General features: G+C 72.2%; 22 protein-coding genes. 10 read left to right on the top strand and 12 right to left on the bottom strand.

The window, feature by feature from the left end:
- The first annotated feature begins 14 nt into the window (after positions 1-14).
- Together ACFYMM_RS29740 and mscL are read left to right on the top strand one after the other, a co-directional pair.
- On the top strand, positions 15-659 hold the full coding sequence (locus ACFYMM_RS29740; protein WP_388391863.1) for a hypothetical protein: 645 nt from the start codon (positions 15-17) through the stop codon (positions 657-659).
- A 48-nt stretch (positions 660-707) separates the two neighbouring features.
- Positions 708-1,181, top strand: a complete 474-nt coding sequence (gene mscL / locus ACFYMM_RS29735; protein ID WP_388391861.1) for a large conductance mechanosensitive channel protein MscL — start codon at positions 708-710, stop codon at positions 1,179-1,181.
- Here mscL and ACFYMM_RS29730 read toward each other — a convergent pair.
- Entirely contained in the window at positions 1,178-1,396 is a 219-nt protein-coding gene (locus ACFYMM_RS29730) for a hypothetical protein (protein ID WP_388391859.1), read from the bottom strand. The two genes, mscL and ACFYMM_RS29730, sit on opposite strands and share 4 nt — an antisense overlap.
- Positions 1,397-1,494: 98 nt before the next feature.
- Here ACFYMM_RS29730 and ACFYMM_RS29725 point away from each other — a divergent pair, with 98 nt between their 5' ends.
- From ACFYMM_RS29725 to ACFYMM_RS29715, 3 genes are all read left to right on the top strand, one after another.
- Positions 1,495-2,523, top strand: coding sequence for a P1 family peptidase (locus ACFYMM_RS29725; protein WP_388391858.1), 1,029 nt, complete (start codon positions 1,495-1,497; stop codon positions 2,521-2,523).
- 132 nt (positions 2,524-2,655) lie between these two features.
- The gene (locus tag ACFYMM_RS29720) at positions 2,656-3,885 is read left to right on the top strand and encodes an Ig-like domain-containing protein (RefSeq protein WP_388392098.1); all 1,230 of its coding nucleotides are present in this window, start codon (positions 2,656-2,658) and stop codon (positions 3,883-3,885) included.
- 157 nt (positions 3,886-4,042) lie between these two features.
- Positions 4,043-4,792: a DUF6227 family protein gene (locus ACFYMM_RS29715; protein WP_388391856.1), complete on the top strand. Its 750-nt coding sequence runs from the start codon at positions 4,043-4,045 to the stop codon at positions 4,790-4,792.
- 63 nt (positions 4,793-4,855) lie between these two features.
- On the opposite strand, the gene ACFYMM_RS29710 is transcribed toward ACFYMM_RS29715, so the two are convergent.
- The 6 genes from ACFYMM_RS29710 to ACFYMM_RS29685 form a co-directional block, all read right to left on the bottom strand.
- Positions 4,856-5,116 carry a hypothetical protein gene (locus tag ACFYMM_RS29710; RefSeq protein WP_388391854.1) on the bottom strand — a complete coding sequence of 87 codons (261 nt, stop codon included), beginning with the start codon at positions 5,114-5,116 and terminating at the stop codon, positions 4,856-4,858.
- Positions 5,117-5,224: 108 nt separating this feature from the next.
- The gene (locus tag ACFYMM_RS29705; RefSeq protein WP_388391852.1) at positions 5,225-7,357 is read right to left on the bottom strand and encodes a fructose-specific PTS transporter subunit EIIC; all 2,133 of its coding nucleotides are present in this window, start codon (positions 7,355-7,357) and stop codon (positions 5,225-5,227) included.
- Positions 7,354-7,509, bottom strand: a complete 156-nt coding sequence (locus tag ACFYMM_RS29700; protein ID WP_388391850.1) for a hypothetical protein — start codon at positions 7,507-7,509, stop codon at positions 7,354-7,356. The genes ACFYMM_RS29705 and ACFYMM_RS29700 overlap by 4 nt, the downstream gene beginning before the upstream one ends.
- Positions 7,506-8,453 carry a 1-phosphofructokinase gene (gene pfkB, locus ACFYMM_RS29695; RefSeq protein ID WP_388391848.1) on the bottom strand — a complete coding sequence of 316 codons (948 nt, stop codon included), beginning with the start codon at positions 8,451-8,453 and terminating at the stop codon, positions 7,506-7,508. Before pfkB ends, ACFYMM_RS29700 begins: the two co-directional genes overlap by 4 nt.
- On the bottom strand, positions 8,450-9,211 hold the full coding sequence (locus ACFYMM_RS29690; RefSeq protein WP_388391846.1) for a DeoR/GlpR family DNA-binding transcription regulator: 762 nt from the start codon (positions 9,209-9,211) through the stop codon (positions 8,450-8,452). The genes pfkB and ACFYMM_RS29690 overlap by 4 nt, the downstream gene beginning before the upstream one ends.
- A 231-nt stretch (positions 9,212-9,442) precedes the next feature.
- A complete protein-coding gene (locus ACFYMM_RS29685; protein WP_388391844.1) occupies positions 9,443-10,957 on the bottom strand; it encodes an MFS transporter in 1,515 nt (504 codons plus the stop codon).
- Positions 10,958-11,019: 62 nt separating this feature from the next.
- On the opposite strand from ACFYMM_RS29685, the gene ACFYMM_RS29680 reads away from it, so the two are divergent.
- Complete coding sequence (locus ACFYMM_RS29680; protein WP_388391842.1) at positions 11,020-11,991, top strand: helix-turn-helix transcriptional regulator; 972 nt, start codon at positions 11,020-11,022, stop codon at positions 11,989-11,991.
- A gap of 29 nt (positions 11,992-12,020) precedes the next feature.
- On the opposite strand, the gene ACFYMM_RS29675 is transcribed toward ACFYMM_RS29680, so the two are convergent.
- Positions 12,021-12,764: a TetR/AcrR family transcriptional regulator gene (locus ACFYMM_RS29675; RefSeq protein WP_388392096.1), complete on the bottom strand. Its 744-nt coding sequence runs from the start codon at positions 12,762-12,764 to the stop codon at positions 12,021-12,023.
- A gap of 433 nt (positions 12,765-13,197) precedes the next feature.
- Entirely contained in the window at positions 13,198-14,241 is a 1,044-nt protein-coding gene (locus ACFYMM_RS29670) for an RNA polymerase sigma factor RpoD/SigA (RefSeq protein WP_388391840.1), read from the bottom strand.
- A 193-nt stretch (positions 14,242-14,434) separates the two neighbouring features.
- On the opposite strand from ACFYMM_RS29670, the gene ACFYMM_RS29665 reads away from it, so the two are divergent.
- On the top strand, positions 14,435-14,953 hold the full coding sequence (locus ACFYMM_RS29665; RefSeq protein WP_388391838.1) for a GNAT family N-acetyltransferase: 519 nt from the start codon (positions 14,435-14,437) through the stop codon (positions 14,951-14,953).
- A 20-nt stretch (positions 14,954-14,973) separates the two neighbouring features.
- Here the strand turns inward: ACFYMM_RS29665 and ACFYMM_RS29660 are convergent, their stop codons facing one another.
- Entirely contained in the window at positions 14,974-15,765 is a 792-nt protein-coding gene (locus tag ACFYMM_RS29660; protein WP_388391836.1) for a dioxygenase, read from the bottom strand.
- A gap of 100 nt (positions 15,766-15,865) precedes the next feature.
- Here ACFYMM_RS29660 and ACFYMM_RS29655 point away from each other — a divergent pair, with 100 nt between their 5' ends.
- Positions 15,866-16,375, top strand: a complete 510-nt coding sequence (locus ACFYMM_RS29655; protein WP_388391834.1) for a MarR family winged helix-turn-helix transcriptional regulator — start codon at positions 15,866-15,868, stop codon at positions 16,373-16,375.
- Between the two features lie 116 nt (positions 16,376-16,491).
- Here ACFYMM_RS29655 and ACFYMM_RS29650 read toward each other — a convergent pair whose 3' ends face one another.
- Both ACFYMM_RS29650 and ACFYMM_RS29645 read right to left on the bottom strand, forming a co-directional pair.
- A complete protein-coding gene (locus ACFYMM_RS29650) occupies positions 16,492-18,033 on the bottom strand; it encodes an MFS transporter (RefSeq protein ID WP_388391832.1) in 1,542 nt (513 codons plus the stop codon).
- A gap of 134 nt (positions 18,034-18,167) precedes the next feature.
- A complete protein-coding gene (locus tag ACFYMM_RS29645; RefSeq protein WP_388391830.1) occupies positions 18,168-18,812 on the bottom strand; it encodes a TetR/AcrR family transcriptional regulator in 645 nt (214 codons plus the stop codon).
- Between the two features lie 321 nt (positions 18,813-19,133).
- Here ACFYMM_RS29645 and ACFYMM_RS29640 point away from each other — a divergent pair, with 321 nt between their 5' ends.
- Entirely contained in the window at positions 19,134-20,456 is a 1,323-nt protein-coding gene (locus ACFYMM_RS29640; RefSeq protein ID WP_388391828.1) for a M6 family metalloprotease domain-containing protein, read from the top strand.
- Positions 20,457-20,561: 105 nt separating this feature from the next.
- Positions 20,562-22,217: an IclR family transcriptional regulator C-terminal domain-containing protein gene (locus ACFYMM_RS29635; RefSeq protein ID WP_388391826.1), complete on the top strand. Its 1,656-nt coding sequence runs from the start codon at positions 20,562-20,564 to the stop codon at positions 22,215-22,217.
- The last annotated feature ends 40 nt before the right edge of the window (positions 22,218-22,257 follow it).

Below are 22,257 nucleotides of genomic sequence, written 5' to 3'. Positions count from 1 at the left end.
GGTGGTGGTCCCCGATGCCGTTCTCCCCGCCGTCCCCGCATCCAGCCCGGTCCCCGCATCCGTCTCCGTTCGCTTCCCGGTCCCGGCCTCCGTCCTTCTCCGACCTCGCGCCGCCCTTCCGTTTCCCGCGCCCGCTGGGCACCGACGCCCCCGCGACTCGCGAGATCCCGCAGTTCGCGCCCGTGCGGGTGCGCGGCGGGCGGTACGGGCTGCGGCGGCTGGTACGGCACCGCAGGCGGGCGCTGGCGGCGGGCCTCGCCGTCACGGCGGCCGCGCTGGTGGCGGCGGGGCCGCACACCGCGACGGATCCGCCCCGCGCCGAACGGCCCCGGGGGCACCCGGTCGCCGAGCCGGTACGGCGATCCGGCGCGCCGGACGTGGTGACGGCGCCGGTGCGGATCGCCGACGCCGCCACCGTCCGTCTGCTGCGCCCCGGCGACCGGGTCGACGTCATCGCCGCCGAGGACCCCTCGACCGGCCGGGACGCCCGGGTGGTCGCGCGTGCGGCGCGGGTGAGTCGGCTGCCGGAACCGGTGGACGGAACGGCCGAGAGCGGGGCGCTGGTCGTGCTCTCGGTGCCGCGCTCGACGGCGGCCCGGCTCGTCGGCGTGAGTGCGACGGCGAGGCTGGCGGTGACACTGTGCCGAGCCGTGCCGTAGGTTGCGGAGCGTTTTGTTCCACACCTGCACGCGAGGAGAGTCCCCTAGGTGAGCGCGAAGAACGAAGCGAGCGTCTGGCAGGGCTTCAAGGCCTTCCTGATGCGCGGCAACGTCGTCGATCTGGCGGTCGCGGTGGTCATCGGCGCCGCCTTCACGAACATCGTGAACTCGGTGGTGAAGGGGATCATCAACCCACTGGTCGGCGCGATAGGCACCACGAACCTCGACAACTACAGCTCGTGTCTGAGCGCGTCCTGCAAGGGGACCAAGGGCATCCAGATCATGTGGGGCTCGGTGCTCGGCTCCACGCTCCAGTTCATGATCACGGGAGCCGTCGTCTACTTCCTGATGGTCCTGCCGATGTCGAAGTACCTGGCCCGGCAGGAGGCCCGCAAGCGGGCGCGGGAGGGCACGCGCGAGGTCGTCGAGGTGACCGAGCTGGAGGTGCTCAAGGAGATCCGGGACGCGCTGGTCGCCCGGGGCGGCACCGGCCACGACGCCCGCTGGGGCGACAGGCCCTAGATGTGGTGAGGCGGCTTCTCGTCGAGGAAGCGCCTGAGGTCGGCGGCGCTGTCGCCGTCGGCCCCCTCGCCCCACCCGCGGTCCGTGTCGTCCGAGGACGGCCGGCTCAGCGGGTCGTCGAAGACCAGCGCGGGCTTCGGAGAGCGCGGCTCGGGCTCGCGCTCGCGGGCCGCTTCCGGGGTGGGGTCGGGGCGGGATTCGGGGGCGGTGCTCATGCGTCAAGGGTACGGCTCCTGGTGATCGCCGCCCCAGGGGAGCGGCTCCGGTCGCCGGCTCGGCCGGGCGCGCCGCGGACTGGGCCAGACTGGCCCCCATGACTGTTGACGCATTGACGGACGTCACCGGGCTGCGGGTGGGGCACGCCACTCGCCGCGGCGAGGGCTGGCTCACCGGCACCACGGTCGTGCTGGCTCCCGAGGGCGGTGCCGTCGCCGCCGTGGACGTGCGCGGTGGCGGGCCGGGGACGAAGGAGACCGACGCCCTGGACCCGCGCAACCTGGTGCAGAAGGTGGAGGCGGTGGTCCTCACCGGCGGCAGCGCGTACGGGCTGGACGCCGCGTCCGGGGTGATGGCCTGGCTGGAGGAGCGCGGGCGCGGGGTGCCGGTGGGGACGGATCCGGCGCACGTCGTACCGGTGGTGCCCGCCGCCTGCGTCTTCGACCTGGGGCGGGGCGGCGACTTCCGGGCCCGGCCGGACGCGGCGACCGGGCGGGCGGCGGTGGAGGCGGCCGCCGCGAGCGTGCCGGGCGCGCCGGTGCCGCAGGGGTGCGTGGGGGCGGGCACGGGGGCCGCCGTGGGGTGGCTGAAGGGAGGGGTCGGGAGCGCGAGCACCGTGCTCGGCTCGGGGATCACCGTGGGCGCGCTGGTGGTCGCCAACGCCGCCGGATCGGTGCTGGACCCGGAGACGGGCGTGCTGTACGGGGAGTTGTTCCAGGGGCGCGTGGAGTACCCGCCGGAGCCCGTGCACCAGGCCGCGCTCAGGCGTCGGGCCGAGACAGTCCCGAGAAACGCTCCCCCTCCGCTCAACACGACGCTCGCGGTGGTCGGTACCGACGCCGACCTCACCAAGGCCCAGGCACAGAAGCTGGCCGGCACGGCGCACGACGGCATCGCGCGCGCCGTACGCCCGGTGCACCTGCTGCACGACGGGGACACGGTGTTCACGCTGGCCACCGGGGAGCGTCCGCTCGACGCCGGGGGGCCCTTCGCGTTCAACGACGTCCTCGCGGCCGGTGCGGACGTCGTGACGCGGGCGATCGTGCGGGCCGTGCGTGCCGCCGGGCCGGTGGACGGGCCGGGCGGGGTGTGGCCGTCGTACGAGGAGTTGTACGGGAGCCGGTGACCTGAGGGATTGTCGCGGTTTCGTCACGTGATGGCGTTCAACGGGAACGGGGGGAACCTGTGCGCGCACCGGTCGCCTCTTGTTCCACGCACTGGAGCGGATCACCCACATGACATGAGACTGGAGCAGCCCGTGACAACGCCGGACATTGCAGCGCGGCGCGTACTGGGGGCCTGTGCCGCCCTGATGGTCGGCGCCCTCACCCTGACCGCCTGCGGCGGCAGCGCCAACGCCACCGACGAGAACGGCAAGGGCGGCAAGGGCCGCACCGACTCCGTCAGGACGTCCACGGCGAAGATAGTGATCTCGGCGAAGGACGGTTCGACCAACGCGTCCGTCAACGCGACCGGGGTCGAGGTCAGCGGCGGCAGGCTGACCGACGTGAAGATGACCGTGGCCGGGTCGGGTCAGGCCGTTCCGGGGGTGATGTCGGCGGACGGCGGCAGCTGGAAGCCCAAGGAGCGGCTGCAGCGCGGCACGAAGTACGAGATAGCCGCGACCGCGAAGGACGCGGGTGGGCGTACCGCTGCGGCCAACTCCATCTTCAGCACCGTCTCCACGGCGAACAGCTTCATCGGGACCTACACGCCGGACGACGGCAGCACGGTGGGCGTGGGGATGCCGGTGTCGTTCACCTTCGACAAGGCCATCAGCGACAAGAAGGCCGTGCAGTCGCACATCACGGTCAGCTCCAGCAGCGGCCAGCAGGTGGTGGGGCACTGGTTCGGGGCGCAGCGGCTGGACTTCCGGCCGCAGACGTACTGGAAGGCCGGTTCCAAGGTCACGATGAAGATCGACCTGGACGGCGTACAGGGCACCGGCGGTGTCTACGGCGTGCAGAAGAAGACGGTGACCTTCACCGTGGGGCGCTCGCAGGTCTCCACGGTCGACGCCGGCACGCAGACCATGACCGTGGTGCGCGACGGCCGGACCGTCAAGAAGATCCCGGTCTCCACGGGCAGCCCGCAGCACACCACCTACAACGGGCAGATGGTGATCTCGGAGAAGTTCACGCAGACCCGCATGGACAGCCGGACGGTCGGCCTCGGCGGCGAGTACGACATCCCCGACGTGCCGCACGCGATGCGCCTGACGGACACCGGCACCTTCATCCACGGCAACTACTGGTACAGCCCGAGCAACCCGCCCTTCGGCCGGGAGGGCACCAGCCACGGCTGCGTGGGGCTCGCCGACGTCCAGGGCGCGCAGGGCGACACCACCGCGAAGTGGTTCTACGACAACTCGTTGATCGGGGACGTGGTGATCGTCGAGCACTCCCCCGACAAGACCGTCGCCCCGGACAACGGGCTCAACGGCTGGAACCTGCCCTGGAGCGAGTGGACCGCCGGAAGTGCCGCCTGACCGGCAGCTTTTGACGGATGATCGGGCCGCGCGGGAATTCTTCGCGCGGCCCGCGCGTTTTCCCGGCGTACGTTTTCTCGGTTCCCGGACATGATGTCCGACCGAGGGGCTACGGTATGCACCCACAAGGTGACATGCAGCAACGCCGGGAGAAGCCTTGAGCGTTCCGTACGAGACGGCAGCGTACGAACCAGCGGAGTCGCCGGAGTCTCCGGAGGAGCACCTCACGCGGCTCCTGGGGCGTGCCCTGAACTCCTTCGAACTGCCCGACGAGGCGATACAGCGCCTCGACTGCGCGCTGGCGCACGACAGTTCGCTGCACTCCGCCCACCACAGCTCGGGCCTGCACCGCGAGACGTACCGGCACACCTGGCTGCTCGCCGACGGCGCCGCGGTCACGCTGTGGGAGCTGGTCCACAACACCGTGCCGGGCGGCGACCCGCAGCACGAGGTGTATGTGGACGAGGAGGAGCTGCGCGCGGCCACCGCCCGGCTGCCGCTGCCGCCGGACACTCCGGACTTCGAGCTGCCGGTGCTGATGCAGCTGTCGTCGATCCCCGAGCCCCGGCACGTGTACGCGTCCGACGACTCGGCGGACCACGCGCGCAGGCTGCTGCGCCGTGCGGAGAACGCCGACCGGCCGGACGGGGAGACGGCGGCGCTGCTGGCGACGGCGGCGGCGCACCAGATCACCCAGGCGTTCGGGCGGCCGGGGCGGGCCGGCCGGGCCGGGCTGAGCTTCCAGCTCTACGAGCACGCGTTCCTGCTGTCCGACGGCCGGGAGCTGTCCCTGTGGGAGGTCGAGCACACGGCGACGCCGGACGGACGGCACATGTGCGAGGTGTACGCGACGGAGAGCGCGGCGCGGGACGCCATGGAGCGGCGGGCGGCGCGGCAGGTCCGGTGACCCGGCCCGGCCGGTCCGGCCCGGTGGTGCGGTCGGCGAGCCCGGGGCGGTCTGCGGTGTCCGTCAGGGGCGGTCGAGTTGCCGCAGCAGGCCCGCGAAGGCGTCCTGTTCCGCCGGGGTGAGTTCGACGGCCTCGCGTGGGGGGCCGGGGCGGCGCTGGCGCGGGAGTGCGGGGAGGGTGGGAAGCGCGGAGCTGGCGTACCACGTCATGGCCTCGCGGCGGACGCGGCGCAGCAGATGGGTCACGCCGATCAGCCAGGCGACAGCGGCCACGGTGAGGACGGCCCCGCCGGCCAGCTGGAGGGTCGAGACGTGGTCAGGCATGTCTTCCAGTAGACACCACGGTCCGGGACTTTGGTCCCGGACCGTGACGTATCTCGCAGGTGCCGTGAACAACTCACAGCGCGCCAAAGGGACAAGAGGGGCGGCCGGTCAGGCCGCGACCGGCTGCTTCGTCCCCTTGGCCGGGGTGGCCGGGCCCGTCGTCGACTCGCCGGCCGTTGCCCCCGGGGCGGGCTTGCGCATGCCCTTGAGGAGGACGACCAGCGCCGTCGTGACGCCGACGCCGGCCGCGATGGCCAGCAGGTAGAGGAACGGGTTGCCGATCAGCGGGACCACGAAGATGCCGCCGTGCGGGGCGCGCAGGGTGGCGCCGAAGGCCATCGACAGGGAGCCGGTGATCGCGCCGCCCACCATCGCGGAGGGGATCACCCGCAGCGGGTCCGCCGCGGCGAACGGGATGGCGCCCTCGGAGATGAAGGAGGCGCCCAGCACCCAGGCGGCCTTGCCGTTCTCCCGCTCGGTCTGCGTGAAGAGCTTGCCGCGCACGGTGGTGGCCAGCGCCATCGCCAGCGGCGGGACCATACCGGCCGCCATGACCGCCGCCATGATCTTCATCGCGGAGTCGCTGGGGCTGGAGACGGCGATGCCCGCCGTGGCGAAGGTGTACGCGACCTTGTTGACCGGGCCGCCGAGGTCGAAGCACATCATCAGGCCGAGCAGGGCGCCGAGGAGGACGGCGTTGGTGCCGGTCAGACCGTTCAGCCAGTCGGTCAGGCCCTTCTGTGCGGAGGCGATGGGCTTGCCGATCACCACGAACATCAGGAACCCGACGATCGCCGCGGAGATCAGCGGGATCACCACCACCGGCATGATGCCGCGCAACGCCGGAGGGATACCGACCCGCTGGATGGCCAGCACCACGCCACCGGCGATCAGACCGGCCGCGAGGCCGCCGAGGAAGCCCGCGTTGATGGTCACCGAGATCGCGCCGCCGACGAATCCGGGCACCAGACCGGGCCGGTCCGCCATGCCGTACGCGATGTAACCGGCCAGGACCGGGACCAGGAAGCCGAAGGAGACCACGCCGATCTGGAAGAGCAGCGCACCCCAGCTGTCGGTCTGGGTCCACACGAAGTGGTCCATGACCGACGGCGCCTTGTTGATCTTGTAGCCGCCGATCGCGAAGCCGAGGGCGATCAGCAGACCGCCGGCCGCGACGAACGGGACCATGTAACTCACGCCGGACATCAGCCACTTGCGCAGCTTGGTGCCGTAACCCTCGGTGGAGTCACCGGCGCGCTCGACCGGTGTGCCACCGGAAGCGGCAGCAGCCGTCACCTCACCGCGCGCGGCCTTGCCCCGGACCTCGGAGATCAGCTCGGCCGGGCGGTTGATGCCCGCCTTCACACCGACGTCCACGGTGGGCTTGCCGGCGAAACGGTCCTTCTCGCGTACCGGGACGTCGTGCGCGAAGATCACGCCGTCCGCCGCCGCGATCACCGCCGGGTCGAGCCGGGTGAAACCGGCCGAGCCCTGCGTCTCGACGACGACCTCGACGCCCGCGTCACGGCCCGCGTTCTCCAGGGACTCGGCCGCCATGTAGGTGTGGGCGATGCCGGTCGGACAGGAGGTGACGGCGACGACGCGGAAGGGGCGCGGGCTCGCGCCCGCCTCCTCCTGGGTGGTGCCCGCTGCGACGTCGGCGGAGGCCGCCGCCGACGCCGCAGCGGAGTCATCGGAACCGGCCACACCGGCGGCACCTGCCGAACCAGGCGCCTCGGCTGAACCAGGCGCCTCGGCCGAACCGGGCGCCTCGGCCGAACCAGGCGCCTCGGCCGGCGTCTCGTCCCCGCGGATCAGCGCGGCCGCCGTGGCCGCGTCGCCCGCCGACCGCAGCGCGTCGGTGAACTCGGCGTTCATCAGCTGCCGGGCCAGCGAGGACAGGATCGTCAGATGGGCGTCGTCGGCGCCCGCCGGGGCCGCGATCAGGAAGATCAGGTCGGCGGGGCCGTCCGGCGCGCCGAAGTCGACGCCCGCGGCGCTGCGCCCGAAGGCGAGCGTCGGCTCGGTGACGTGGGCGCTGCGGCAGTGCGGAATGCCGATGCCGCCGTCGAGACCGGTCGGCATCTGTGCCTCGCGGGCGGCCACGTCGGCGAGGAAGCCGTCCAGGTCGGTCACCCGGCCCAGGGCCACCATGCGCTCGGCGAGGGCGCGCGCCGCCGCTTCCTTGGTATCGGCGGACAGGTCGAGGTCGACCAGGTCCGCGGTGATCATGTCGCTCATCGCGGGCTCCTTCGCACGCGTATCGCCCGTGAAGCGGGGTGGGCGGGGGTGGGGACGAGGGTGGGGACGGGGTTGCTGTGAGGGGAGGGGGTGAGGGAGGCGGGGACGGAGGCGGCGGCCGCCGTACGGCGCTCGGTGGGTCGGGCGGTCATGACACCGGCTCCGTCAGTTCGCGGTCCACCGGAACCCGGGCCGTGACCGTCACCGCCGCCAGGTCCAGGTCGTCCGGGGTGGGCATCACGCTGCCCGGCAGCCGGACGGCCGCCGCGCCGTGGGCCACGGCGGAGGCGAGGGCCTCCGGGCCGCTGCCGCCCGCGATCAGGAAACCGGCGAGGGAGGAGTCGCCGGCACCCACATTGCTCCGGACGGCGTCGACGCGCGCGCTGCCGAACCAGGCGCCCGCGTCGTCGACCAGCAGTTGCCCGTCGGCGCCCAGGCTCGCGAGGACGGCGCGCGCGCCCATCTCGCGCAGTTCCTCGGCCGCCTTCACCGCGTCGCCCACGGTCGCCAGGGGCCGTCCGACGGCCTCCGCAAGCTCCTCGGCGTTCGGCTTCACCACATCCGGGCGCTCGCGCAGCGCTTCGAGCAGCGCCCGCCCCGAGGTGTCCAGCGCGATGCGCGCGCCCCCGGCGTGCGCCCGCGCGACGACCTCGGCGTACCAGGAGGGCGCGAGGCCGCGCGGCAGGCTCCCGCAGCAGGCGATCCAGTCCGCGTCGCCCGACTGCGCCCTGACCGTCTCCAGGAGCAGCTCCTGCTCCTCGGCCGACAGCTCCGGACCGGGCGCGTTGATCTTCGTCAGCACCCCGTCCGCCTCCGCCAGCGCGATGTTCGAGCGGGTTGCTCCGGCGACCGGCACCGGCGCGACCTCGATGCCCTGCGCGTCGAGCAGGTCCGCCACCAGTGCGCCCGGCGCACCACCCAGCGGCAGCACGGCGACCGTGCGCTGCCCGGCGGCAGTGACGGCGCGCGAGACGTTCACGCCCTTGCCACCGGGGTCCATGCGCTCGGTCTCGGCGCGGATGACCTCGCCGCGCTTGAGTGCCTGGACCTCGTAGGTGCGGTCGAGGGACGGATTGGGGGTGACGGTGAGGATCATGCGCGCACTACTTCCGTGCCGCCGCGCTCGATCGCGGTGGCGTCTTCGGGGCTCAGCCCGCTGTCGGTGATCAGCAGGTCCACGTCGCTCAGGGAGCCGAAGCGGGCGAAGTGCTCCTGGCCGTGCTTGGCGGAGTCGGCGAGGAGGACCACGCGGCGGGCGGCGGCCATCGCCGCCCGCTTGACGGCGGCCTCGGCCAGGTCCGGGGTGGTCAGACCGTGGTCGGCGGAGAAGCCGTTGGCGGCGATGAAGAGCACGTCCGCCCGGATCTCGCCGTACGCGCGCAGCGCCCAGGCGTCCACGGCGGCGCGCGTACGGTGCCGTACGCGGCCTCCGACCAGATGGAGCTGGATGCCCGGGTGGTCGGCGAGACGGGCCGCGATGGGCAGGGAGTGCGTGACGACCGTAAGCGACGCCTCCAGGGGGATGGCCCCGGCCAGGCGGGCGATCGTCGTACCGGCGTCGAGGACCATCGTGCCCTCGGCCGGCAGCTCGGCGAGGGCCGCCTTGGCGATGCGGTCCTTCTCGTCGGCGGCCGTGCCCTCGCGTTCGGCGAGATCCGGCTCGAAGTCGAGGCGTCCCACCGGTATGGCACCGCCGTGCACCCGGCGGACGAGACCCGCGCGGTCGAGGGTCTTCAGATCCCGGCGGATCGTTTCCGCGGTGACCTGGAACTCCTCGGCCAGCGACAGCACGTCCACCCGGCCGCCGTCGCGGGCGATGCGGAGGATCTCCTGCTGCCGCTCGGGTGCGTACATGTCCGTTCACCTCCGAGTCATGCCCGAACTTGTGGTTTCGCCTCGGAGGCTACGCCCGGATGTCCGAAAAGTAAACAGGTACGGATTCCATTCGGGCATGAACGGACTTCCGGACGGGGACCGACAAAAGACCGAGGGCCCGGCGCCACTCGGCGCCGGGCCCCTCACGGAAGGACTCGCGGACCCGGATACTCAGGGACCGGGGAACTCGGGACTCGGGAACTCGCCGGCTCAGCCCACGAGTTCCGGCTCCCTCTCCTCCACCGGGACGTCCGCCCCGGCGCCCTCCACGTGCTGCGCCGGCCGCCCGGGCAGGGCGAACATCAGCAGGAAGATCACGCCCATGACCGCCGCCACCCACACCAGCGCGTGCTGGAAGGCGTTGACGAAGGCCGGGCCCACCTCGGCGGGCGTCAGCCGGTCGCCCATGACCCCGAAGAACACCACGGACACCAGGCCGAGCCCGAGCGCGTTGCCCATCTGCTGCACCGTGTTGATCAGGCCGGACGCGGAACCGGCGTGCTCGCGCGGCACGTCCGAGAGCACCGCGTCGGTCAGCGGGGCCACGATCAGGCCCATGCCGGCGCCCATCACGACCAGCGGGAGCGCCATCTGCCAGGAGGCGATGCCGAGGCCGTAGTGGCGCGCCTCGGCGAGGTAGATCAGCACGCCCGCGCCCATCACCAGCGCACCGGCCTGGAGCACCTTGCGGCCGAAGCGCGGGACCAGCTTCTGCACGGACATCCCGGCCGCCACCGAGACCGCGATCGAGAAGGGCACACCGGTCAGACCGGCCCGCAGCGGACTCCAGCCCAGGCCGATCTGCATGTACAGCGTCCAGACCAGGAAGAAGACGCCGAGCGCGACACCGAAGACGGTCTGTACGGCGATGCCCGCGGCGAAGCTCTTCACCCGGAACAGGGACAGCTCGACCAGCGGGGAGCCGTCACGGGCCGCCTTGCGCCGCTCGTAGGCCACCAGCGCCGCGAAGACGACGAGCGCGCCGGCCATCGAGACGTACCCCCACAGCGGCCAGCCCAGCTCGCGGCCCCGGGTGAGCGGGTAGAGCAGCATCAGCAGGCCGAGGGTGACCAGGGCGACGCCCACCAGGTCCAGCTTCAGCGCCCGGGGTGCCTTCGACTCCGTGATGAAGCGGCGGCCGAGGAGGAAGGCGACGACGCCGACCGGCAGGTTGATGAGGAAGATGGGCCGCCACTGAAGACCGAACAGGTTCCACTCCGTCAGCAGCGCGCCGAGCAGCGGACCGGAGACCGCGCCCAGGCCGACGATCGCCCCGAACAGGCCGAACACCTTGCCCCGCTCGTGCGGCGGGAAGGTCGCGTGCACGATCGACAGGACCTGCGGCACCATCATCGCCGCCATGCCGCCCTGCAGGATGCGGGAGGCGACCAGCATCTCCGGGTTCGCGGCGAAGCCGCACAGGGCGGAGGCGAGGGTGAAGCCACCGATACCGACGAGGAACAGGCGCCGGCGGCCGTGGATGTCACCGAGCCGGCCGCCGGTGATCAGCCCGGCCGCGAAGGCGAGCGCGTAACCCGCGGTGATCCACTGGATCTGGCTGAAGGAGGCGCCGGCGTCCTTCTGGATCGAGGGGATCGCGATGTTGACGATCGTGACGTCGACGAGGTCCATGAAGGCGGCGGTCATCACGATCGCGAGGGCGAACCAGCGACGGCGGTCGCCCGCCGCCGGCTGAACGCTCGGGAGGGGTTCGGTGGAGGTCATGTCCTCAAGGTAGGACGCGTATAGGTCAGATCGTGTCCTAGTTGTACGGCATGCTCGCGGTCATGACGACGGACACTCCGGCTCGGCTCCTCCAACTTCTCTCCCTCCTCCAGACCCCTCGCGAATGGCCCGGCGGCGAGCTGGCCGAACGCCTCGGCGTCTCCCGCCGTACCGTGCGGCGCGACATCGACCGGCTGCGGGAGCTGGGCTATCCGGTGCAGGCCAGCATGGGGGCGGACGGCGGGTACCGGCTGGTCGCCGGCAAGGCGATGCCGCCGCTCGTGCTCGACGACGAGGAGGCGGTGGCGATCGCCGTCGGGCTGCGGGCCGGGGCGGGGCACGCGCTGGAGGGCGTGGACGAGGCGTCGGTACGGGCCCTGGCGAAGCTGGAGCAGGTGCTGCCGGCCCGGCTACGGCACCGGGTGGCCACACTGCAGGCCGCGACCACACCGTTGACCAGCGGGGACGGGGCGAGCATCGCGCCGGAGACGCTGACCGTGATGGCGTCGACGGTGGCGGGGCACGAGCGGTTGCGGTTCGCCTACCGGGCCGGGGACGGGAGCGAGTCGCGGCGGCTGACGGAGCCGTACCGGCTCGTGTCGACCGGGCGGCGGTGGTATCTCGTCGCGTACGACCTCGATCGCGGGGACTGGCGGACGTTCCGGGTGGACCGGGTGAGCGCGCCGTTCGCGACCGGCGCGCGGTTCGCTCCCCGGGAGCTGCCGACGGGGAGCGCGGCGGAGTTCCTGCGACGCTCGCTGCAACGGCGTGGCGGTGGCACCTACGAGTTCGACGTGCGGTTCGCGGCACCGGCGGAGGTGGTCGCCGCCCGGGTGCCGGGGTGGTGGGGGGCGCCGGAGCCGGACGCGGAGGGGGGTTGCGTGCTGCGCGGGTCGAGCGGGGAGCCGATGGAGTGGCTGGCGGTGCGGCTGGCGATGGCGGGGTGCGCGTTCGTCGTCCGAGAGCCTGCGGAACTGGTGGTTTCCGTAAGGGAGTTGGGGGCGCGGTTGAGTGCCGCGGCGCAGGGTGCTTGAGCGCCGCCGCGGTCGGCCGGCGGCCTCGGCTACAGCCCTTCGCCCCACTCGAAATCGCGGAGCGCCCGCAGGTTCCGCAGGGCCGCCGCCGCCGGGCCCTCCGGTCCCGAGGGCGGAGCCGTGGTGGCGGACCAGGTTTCGACCGCCACCCGGATGGCCGCGCAGGCGATCGCCGCGGTGAAACGGGGCTCGGGGGCGGCGGCGGGGGCCGGGGTGGTCACTGAAGCAGGGGCCGGGGCTGGGGCCGGGGCCGGTGCCGGGGCCGGTGCCGGGGCCGGGGCCGGGGCCGGGGCCGGTGCCGGGGCCGGGGCCGGGGCTGGGGCCGGGGCCGGGGCTGAGGCCGGTGCTGGGGCCGGGGCGGCAACGTTGTCGCCGTGGGTGCGGGACCTGAGGATCTCGGCCAGGGTGCGCTCCGACGTCTGGCACACCTCCGCCCACACCTTGCGCAGCGCCGGACTCGAATCGGCCAGGTGGACCAGGGTGCGGACCCACTCCCAGGAGGCCGGCGAGACGCCGAGGCCAGGGGTGAGGGTGTGGTTCACCGCGTGCTCCAGGGCCTGCGGGACGGAGAGGTACGCGGGAGCCTCCCGGACCGCTTCCACCCAGCGTTGGGCGCCCGCCGCGTACAGCGGGGCGACCGCCTCCTCCTTGGTGGCGAAATAGCGGTAGAAGGTGCGGGGGGCGATACCGGCCGCCTGGGCGATGTCCTCGGCGCGGGTGGCCCGCAGTCCCTGCCGCACGAAGAGGCCGGCCGCCGCGCGGGCGATCTCCATCCGGGTCTCGGCCTTGCGGCGCTCCGTGAGGGAACTGCTGCTCGGGGTGCTCACGTCGGCAGGCTATGCCGCTGTGGCAGAATCTGCCATTCGGCGGGTCACCCCGGGGTTCAGGTACGGGGTGGCCCGCCGCTCCAGCGTGCCGTGAAGCCGGAAACGGGCGGCGAAAGCCTGCAACAGGACGTGAGTGCGGAAAAAAGGAGTCGGGCTCCGGCCGCCCGGGGGGGGTAGGCGCCGAAACCCGACTCCGGGAGCGTCCCGGCGCCGGGGGGGTGTGCGCCGGGACGTGGCTCGGGGAAGTTCAGGAAGAGTATGCGGGGGCCCGACTCCTGGGCCCTGAAGGGTTGTTCCCTGGGCCCAGGGTGTTGAAGCGATCGTTCAGCGCCATGTTTGCGCCGTCTTTCGCCACCGGGCGTACGCGGTCGGCCCGTCGTCACGCCGCCGCGTCGAAGCCGGTCTGGCGGGCCAGCTTCTTCAGCTCCAACAGGGCGTGCTTCTCGATCTGACGGATGCGCTCACGGGTCAGGCCGTGCTCCTTGCCCACCTCCGTCAGCGTGCGCTCCCGGCCGTCCTCGATGCCGTACCGCATCTTGATGATGGAGGCCGTGCGCTGGTCCAGGCGGCCGATCAGGTCGTCCAGCTCCTCGCTGCGCAGCAGGGTCAGCACCGACTGCTCGGGCGAGACCGCGGAGGTGTCCTCCAGCAGGTCGCCGAACTGCGTCTCGCCCTCGTCGTCCACCGACATGTTCAGCGAGACCGGGTCACGGGCCCAGTCGAGCACGTCGACGACCCGCTCGGGGGTCGCGCCCAGCTCGGCGGCGATCTCCGCGGGCTCCGGCTCACGGCCGTTCTCGCGGTTGAACTCGCGCTGCACGCGCCGGATGCGGCCCAGCTCCTCCACCAGGTGGACGGGGAGCCGGATGGTGCGGGACTGGTCGGCGATGGAGCGGGTGATCGCCTGACGGATCCACCAGGTGGCGTACGTGGAGAACTTGAAGCCCTTGCGGTAGTCGAACTTCTCGACCGCGCGCACCAGACCGGCGTTGCCCTCCTGGATCAGGTCGAGCAGGGGCAGGCCACTGCGCGGATAGCGCCGGGCCACCGCCACGACCAGCCGGAGGTTGGAGCGGATGAAGACGTCCTTGGCGCGCTCACCGGCCGCGACCAGGGCCTCCAGCTCCTCGCGGCTGGCGTCCGTGGCGGACTGCTCCTCGCCGTCGAGGACCTGCTGCGCGAACACACCGGCTTCTATGGTCTGGGACAGCTCGACCTCCTTGGCCGCGTCGAGCAGCGGCGTACGCGCGATCTCGTCGAGATACATGCCGACCAGATCACGATCGGCGATCTCGCCGCCATGGCTGCGAACGCCACGGGCGCGAACACTGCTTGCCGAGTCGGCCGTCTCTCCCCCAGAGCCGAAGGCCTGGGAGGTGCCCCCACGGGCGGACTGACGACGGGCGACGGCACGGGTTGCCATGCGTGCTCCCTTGCGATGGTGGGCTGGGCGGCTGGTCCTTACGAACGCTCGGCACTCACGGGGACTCTTCCGGGACTCTCCTCGAGTGCCCTGCATCCGAATGGAACAACGACTGGAATCCGGACAGAATTCCCAACCTGCCCCTGATTTTTCTGATCATGCAGTACCCTGTGCCGCCACGAGGGGAGGCGTGATGTTGTCGGAGCGTACGGAGGTGCAGGTCAGGCCGGGGGTCGAGGATGACCTCGAAGCCCTCACCGATCTCTACAACCACTATGTACGTGAGACGTCCATCACGTTCGATACCGCTGTCTTCACTCCGGAAGAGCGCCGCCCTTGGCTGCTCTCCCACCCGGAAGACGGCCCCCACCGGCTGATGGTTGCCGTGGACCTGGACTCACAGGAGATTCTGGGCTACGCCACATCCAGTCCTCATCGCCCGAAGGCCGCCTACGGCACCTCGGTGGAGACGACGGTGTACGTCGCTCCGCACGCCGGCGGCCGCGGCATCGGCACGCTCCTCTACCAGGCCCTCTTCGCGGCCCTGGCCGACGAGGACCTGCACCGGGCCTACGCGGGCATCGCCCAGCCCAACGAGGCGTCCACGCGGCTGCACGAACGCTTCGGCTTCCGGTACGTCGGCACGTACCGGGAGGTGGGCCGCAAGTTCGGACGGTACTGGGACGTCGCCTGGTACGAGAAGGAGCTGTGACGCGCGGCTGAGACCCACGCTCAGCCGAACTGCACCGACCGCTTCGCCATCCCCATCCAGAATCCGTCGATCACCGACTTCTGCGCGTCGAGTTCCCCGCCGGCCTCCGCCGCCCCCATGGTGACGAAGAGCGGGGCGAAGTGTTCGGTGCGCGGGTGGGCGTAACGGCCGGCCGGGGCCTTGTCGAGGAAGGCGAGCAGGGAGTCCCAGTCACGGTTCTCCAGGGCGCGCCGGCCCCAGTCGTCGAACTCGGAGGACCAGGTGGGCACGCCGCCGCCGGCGTACCTGAGGGCGGCCAGGTTGTGGGTGAAGAAGCCGGAGCCGACGATCAGCACGCCCTCGTCGCGCAGCGGGGCGAGCTTGCGGCCGATCTCCATCAGACGCACCGGATCGAGCGTAGGCATCGATATCTGCAGGACAGGGATGTCGGCGTCCGGGAACATCTCCACCAGGGGTACGTAGGCGCCGTGGTCCAGGCCGCGGTCCGGGATGTCCTGGACGGGGGTGCCGGGGGCGCGCAGCAGCTTGCGGACGGCGTCCGCGAGCCGGGGGGCGCCGGGGGCCTCGTACTTCACCTGGTAGTAGTGCTCGGGGAAGCCCCAGAAGTCGTACACGAGGGGGACGGTGCTGGTGGCGCCGAGGGCGAGGGGGGCCTCCTCCCAGTGGGCGGAGACCATGAGGATCGCCTTGGGGCGGGGCAGGTCCGCCGCCCAGGCGGCGAGCTGGCCGGGCCAGACGGCGTCGTCGGCGAGCGGCGGGGCACCGTGGCTGAGGTAGAGGGCGGGCATGCGCTCCTGCGTTGCGGCGGACATGGCGGCGACTCCCGTACTTGCTTTAAGTCTCAAGCTTTACGTCAACACTCTACGCCCCACTTGTTTAAGTTTCAAGGAGAGGCCTCGTACAGTGGGATACATGAATACGGCACCTGATTCCGCCGCACGGCACCGCTGGCTCTCCGAGGAGGAGCAGCGCGTCTGGCGTTCGTACCTCCACGCCACCACCCTGCTGGAGGACCACCTCGACCGTCAGCTGCAGCGCGACGCGGGCATGCCGCACGTCTACTACGGCCTGCTGGTCGGGCTCGCCGAGGCACCGCGCAGCCGGCTGCGGATGACCGAGCTGGCCATGAAGTCGAAGATCACCCGCTCCCGGCTCTCGCACGCCATCGCCCGCCTGGAGAAGAACGGCTGGGTCCGCCGCGAGGACTGCCCCTCGGACAAGCGGGGCCAGTTCGCGGTGCTGACCGAGGCGGGCCACGCGGTGCTGCGGCGCACCGCGCCGGGCCATGTGGACGCCGTACGACAGGCGCTGTTCGAGCGGCTGACGCCCGAACAGCAGAAGACCCTCGGCGAGATCATGGAGATCGTCGCCGAGGGCCTGCAGCCGAACGAAGCAGGTGCGGACCTGCCCTGGCTGCGGTAGCCGGGGCAGGTCCGCGGAGTCGTACGTACGGGGCGTCCCCTTCCCCGTACGTACGGATGGTCCCGAAGGGATGACCCGAGGGTCATCGGGGGGTCATGCCCAGGGTCGTGCCGGGGTCAGTGTGCGATCACCGGCACCGCCACGGCGTCCTCGACGCCGTCGCTCTCCCCGTTGCCGGACGCCACCGCGGTGCCGCCCGGGCGGCCGGCGTTGACGAGCGTCAGCACGATCGCGGCGGACGCCACCAGGATGCCGACGGCGAACCAGATGGCGCTGGTGTAGCCGTGCACCATGCCCTCCAGCCGGACCAGCTGCTGCTGCGGCTTGCCGGCCGCGGTCGCGATGTGGTCCTTGACGTACGAGGTCGTCGCCGAGGCGGCGATGGTGTTGAGCAGCGCGGTGCCGATCGCGCCGCCGACCTGCTGCGAGGTGTTGACCATCGCGGAGGCCACACCCGCGTCCCGGGGCTCGACGCCCTGGGTGGCCAGGGACATGGCCGGCATGAACGCCGTACCCATGCCGAGGCCGAGCAGCAGCATCGCCGGCAGCAGCAGGGCCGCGTACGAGGAGCCGATCTCCAGCTGGGTCAGCAGCAGCATGCCGGTGGCGGCGACCAGGAAGCCGGGGCCCATCAGCAGCCGGGCCGGGACCCGGGTCATCAGCCGGGCGCCGATCTGGGTGGAACCGGTGATCATGCCCGCGATCATCGGCAGGAACGCGAACCCGGTCTTCACCGGGGTGTAGCCCTTCACGACCTGCAGATAGTAGGTCAGGAAGAGGAAGAGGCCGAACATCGCGATGACGGCGAGGCCGAGCGAGAGGTAGATGCCACCGCGGTTGCGGTCGGTGACCACGCGCAGGGGCAGCAGCGGGGCCCGGACCCTCGACTCGACGAGGACGAAGGCGAGCAGGAGAACGGCCGAGGCGACGAACATGCCGACGGTCAGGGAGTCGCTCCAGCCGTCGGACGCGGCGCGGGTGAAGCCGTAGACCAGGGCCACCAGTCCGAGCGTGGACAGGATGACGCCCGGGATGTCGAGCGCGGAGCGGTTGCGGCCGCCCTCGGGCTCACGGATGACGAAGTACGCGCCGGCCGCGGCGACGATCGCGAACGGGATGTTCACGAAGAACGTCCAGCGCCAGTCCAGGTACTCGGTCAGGAAGCCGCCGAGGATCAGGCCGACGGCACCGCCGCCACCGGCGATCGCGCCGTAGATGCCGAACGCCTTGGCGCGCTCCTTGGCGTCCGTGAACATCACGGCGAGCAGGGAGAGCGCGGCCGGGGCGAGCAAGGCACCGAAGGCACCCTGGAGGGCGCGGGCGCCGAACATCATGGCACCCGTGGTCGCGGCACCGCCGAGCGCGGAGGCGGCGGCGAAGCCGGTCAGACCGAGGACGAAGGCACGCTTGCGGCCCCACAGGTCGGCGATACGGCCGCCGAACAGGAGCAGACCGCCGAAGGCGAGGGCGTAGGCGGTGACCACCCACTGCCGGTTGCCGTCGGATATGCCCAGATCGTGCTGGGCGGAGGGCAGCGCGATGTTCACGATGGTGGCGTCGAGGACGACCATCAGCTGGGCGAGCGCGATGAAGACGAGCGCTTTCCAGCGGTTGGCGTCGGCGGCGCCCGGAGCCTTCGAAGAGGCTGTTTCAGACATGGATGTACCCACTTCGGGACTTGGGGGACTGGCTGAGAGCTGGTGCGGAGTTGAGAGGTGGTGAGAAGTCGGGAGGTGGTGAGAAGTCGGGAGGCTCAGGTCTGTAGACCGGAGTACGGCTGCGAACTCATCGGTCAGGCTTGGCGCAGATCCTCCATGGTCACGGCCGTGCCGGGCAGGACCGTGCGGGCCGGGGCCCGCAGCCCGTCCAGGAACAGCTGCAGATGCCGGTGGACGAAGCGGTCGGTGCTGAAGCAGGCCGTGCCCGCCGGCGGCCGGCTGAGCTGCGCCATGGCGACCATCAGGTCACCGACACCGACGTCGGCGCGGAGCAGTCCGGCCACTTTGGCACGGTTCATGACCTCCGCGACGGTCCGCTCGACGCGTTCTCGAGCGGCTTCCAGGTCGGGGTGGTGCTCGTCGAAGCTGCACGAGATCATCGGGCACAGGGCGCTGAGCCGCTGGTCGGCGGCCACGTGCGCGAAGCGCTCCAGCGCCTCGAACGCGTCGCCGCTCTCGGCCAGGGCCTGCTCGGCGGCCCGTACCGTGCTGTCCAGGACCGAGCAGACGACCTCGCGGACGAGGGCCTCGCGGTCCGGGAAGTTGCGGTACACCGTGGCGTTGCCGACACCGGCCCGGCGGGCGATCTCGTCGAGCGGCACGTCCGGGCCGTACTCGACGAACATGTCGCGGGCGGCGCTGACGATCCGCTCCCGGTTGCGCAGGGCGTCGGCGCGCGGCCGGGACGCCTTGCGCGCTACGGGTTCGGCGGTCTGCACGGTGAACTCCTGCTCCTGTTGGTCGGTTTGTGTATCGGGGCCGAGGGTCGAGTGATCTCGGGTCGAGGTCTCGGGTCCAGGGTCGCGGGTCGAGGATCCGGGGAAGTCCTCCCCGTTTCGCTCGGACACAGGTCTAAACGGGGAGAGGATCCCCGGTTATTTCCCGCACCGAAAAACATTCACGTGACCTGGCTCACACGTCCGCCCGAAGCGGATCGCACGATCGGCTCCCCCAGCGCGCGCCCCCGGTCCTGCCGACACAGGGTGAGCGCAAGGGTGCAGCCGGACACCGGTGGCTGCCGTGGAGCGAAGGGTCCCTGCATGCAGCCGCAGCCGCCCCGCCGCCGCATACCGTGCCGCCGCCGCATACCGCCCCGCCGCCGGATACGCGCCCGCCGTGCGGCCGCCCTCGCCTCCGTGACCGCCCTGACCTTCGCGGTCAGCACCTCGGCGGGCACCGGGCACCTCACGGCGAACCCCGCGACCGGTGCCGGGCCGGTCGCCCTGGCCCGCGCCACAGCGCTCGCCCCCTGCCTGATCAGCGGCGGGCCCGAGGTCCAGATGACGGAGGGCATACCGACGCCCGGCGGCTACTCCCACTCCACCGGCACCGTCCACGCCCTGACCCTGATGGTCGACTTCTCCGACGCACCCGGCCGGGGCAGCGCCCTCGACCGCTTCCACGAGTTCTTCCCGCAGACCCAGGAATGGTTCCGCACCGCGTCGTACGGCCGGCTCGACTACCGCCCCGAGACGCCGATCACCAGCTGGCTGCGGATGCCGAAACCGTTCAAGGCGTACGGCATAGAGCGCGGCGCCCCCTTCGACCCCGGCTACCGGCAACTGGTCCAGGACCTGGTCGCCGCCGCCGACCCGTCCGTGGACTTCGGGTCGTACGACCTGCTCAACGTGCTGATCACACCGAACGCGGGCCCCTCCGCGCTGGACACCGTGCTGTCGGTGACCTTCGCCGGCAACGCCGACGCCCCCACCGCCGACGGCGTCCCCGTCGCCAACGCGTCCTTCGTCTACTCCCGCCAGGACGACGGCTCCGGCTCCTACCCCAGGACCGGCTACCGCGTCCTGCCGCACGAGAACGGCCACACCTTCGGACTGCCCGACCTCTACACCCAGGAGGGCGGGGGCGCGGTCGGCCACTGGGACATCATGAGCGAGGACTGGGGCGCCGACAACGACCTGCTCGGCTGGCACAAGTGGAAACTGGGCTGGCTGGACGCCTCCCAGGTCAGCTGCGCGGCGGCCCGCGGGACCCGCACCGAGTACACGCTGACCCCGCTGTACCGCACCGGCGGGCAGAAGCTGGTGTTCATACCGATCGACGGGCACGAGGGGTACGCGCTGGAGCTGCGCGCGCCCGGCGGCAACGACGAGGCCGTGTGCCGTCCGGGCATCCTCATCTACAAGGTCGACGCCCGCGTGGACACCGGCCGCGGCCCGATCACCGTCTACGACTCCCACCGCGAAAGCGGCGGCTGCACCCGCAGCCCCAACGTCCACGCGGAACTCTCCGACGCGCCGTTCACCCCCGGCGAGAGCTTCAAGGACCCGCACCGGAACATCACGGTCGAGGTGCTGTCGGCGGATGCGGACGGGAACTACAGGGTGCGGGTGACGCGCGGATAGACGACCGCGACGGACCGGCCCGAGGGCGGCGCCGTGGGCGGAGGGGGCGCACGGACGGGGCGCGGTCTACCGTAGGCGTGCCCTGGATCCCGTATCGGAGAATCGATGCCCGCGCACACCGCACCGGACGCCACCACGGACGCCACCTCGGACGGACCCGGGACGCCGGCCGAGGCGGTCGCGCCGCTGGTGCGGGGAGTCGGCCTGATACGGCGGCTGACCGAGGCCCAGGGCACCCTGAGCGCGAGCGGGCTGGAACGGGCGACCGGACTCGCGCGTTCCACGGTCGACCGGATCACCGCGACCCTCGCGCGCATGGGGTACGTCCGTCTCGACGGCCGGGACGTCATCCTCACCCCCCGGGTGATGGAGCTGGGCAACGCCTACCTGTCCGCCCTGCGCCTGCCCGCCCTGCTGGACGCGCGCGCCGACGCCCTCGCCGACGACCTGGACGAGTCGGTGTCCCTCGCGGTCGCCGACCTCGACGGCATCCGGTTCATCCACCAGGCCACCCGGCGCCGCGCGATGTCCCTGAGCTTCCGCATCGGTGACCTGCTGCCCGCCGAACGCACCGCGCCGGGGCCGCTGTTCGCCGCCCACTGGACGGACGCGGAGTGGGAACGCTGGCGTCGACGACGCGCCCAGGACCCCTCGGACGCCGCCTTCCCGGCCGTACCGGCCCGGAACCCGTCCCTCCCCGACGACTTCGAGCGACGGGCCGGACAGGCCCGGCGGGACGGCTGGGCGGTGGACGACCAGATGATCGAACCGGGGCTGGTCGCGGTGTCCGTGCCGGTGCGCGAGTCCGGCACGGGCCGGGTGGCGTGCGTGGCGAGCGTGGTCAGCCACACCAGCCGGCACTCGGCGCACGACCTGGTGGAGACCCTGCTCCCCCCGCTGCGTACGGCGGTGGCGGCGATGGAGGCCGACCTGCGCACGGCCCCGCCGCCCCAGGCCGGACCGGCCCCGGCGGGACTGGCGACCTGGACGACGGCCTCCAAGCACGAGCTGGGCCGGGACTTCGTGGAGTCGCTGGCCCGGGGCCTGACCGTACTCACCGCGTTCGGCGAGGGCCGCCCGTCCCTGACCCTGACCCAGGTGGCCCAGGCGACCGGCCTGACCCGGGCGACGGCCCGCCGGGCACTGATCACCCACGAACACCTGGGCCTGGTCTCCACCGGCGAGGACCGTGCCTTCACCCTGACACCCCGGGTCCTGGACCTGGGCTTCCCCCCGCTTTCCCGACTGACCCTCGCGGCCCTGGCAGAACCCCACCTGAGGGAGCTGGCGGGGCGGGTCGGGGAGTCGGCCGCCATGGCGGTGCTGGTAGGGGCGCGGGGAGCGGGCCCGGACACGGCCACCGAGGCCGCGGAGATCCAGTACACGGCGGCCGCCACCGCCGGCCGGGTCCTGACCGTGCGCATCGCCGTGGGAACACGACTGCCCGCCGGTCCGACCTCCCTGGGCCGAGTGCTCCTCGCCGACGCACCCGGCCCCCTCCCACCGGCGCTGGCCCAGGTCCGCGCACAGGGATACGCCCTGGCGGACGAGGAACTCGAATCGGGCCTGCGCTCCGTCGCCGTGCCGGTACGGGACCGGGCGGGCCGAACGGTCGCCGCGGTCAATATCGCCACCCACGCGGCCCGCCGCAGCCTGGCGGACTGCGTCAGCGACCTCCTGCCCGAACTCCGCGCAACGGCCGACCGCATCCAGACCGACCTGCACACGGCCGCCCACTTCACCCACGCGGAACGCCCCTGACCCTGCAGGTCGGGGCGCGTTGCCCACGGAATGCGCACCC

The organism is Streptomyces sp. NPDC006739, assembly GCF_042869815.1.
Lineage (GTDB): Bacteria > Actinomycetota > Actinomycetes > Streptomycetales > Streptomycetaceae > Streptomyces.
The sequence above is the reverse complement of the archived record's forward strand: the minus strand, read 5'-3'. Positions and strand labels throughout refer to the sequence as shown.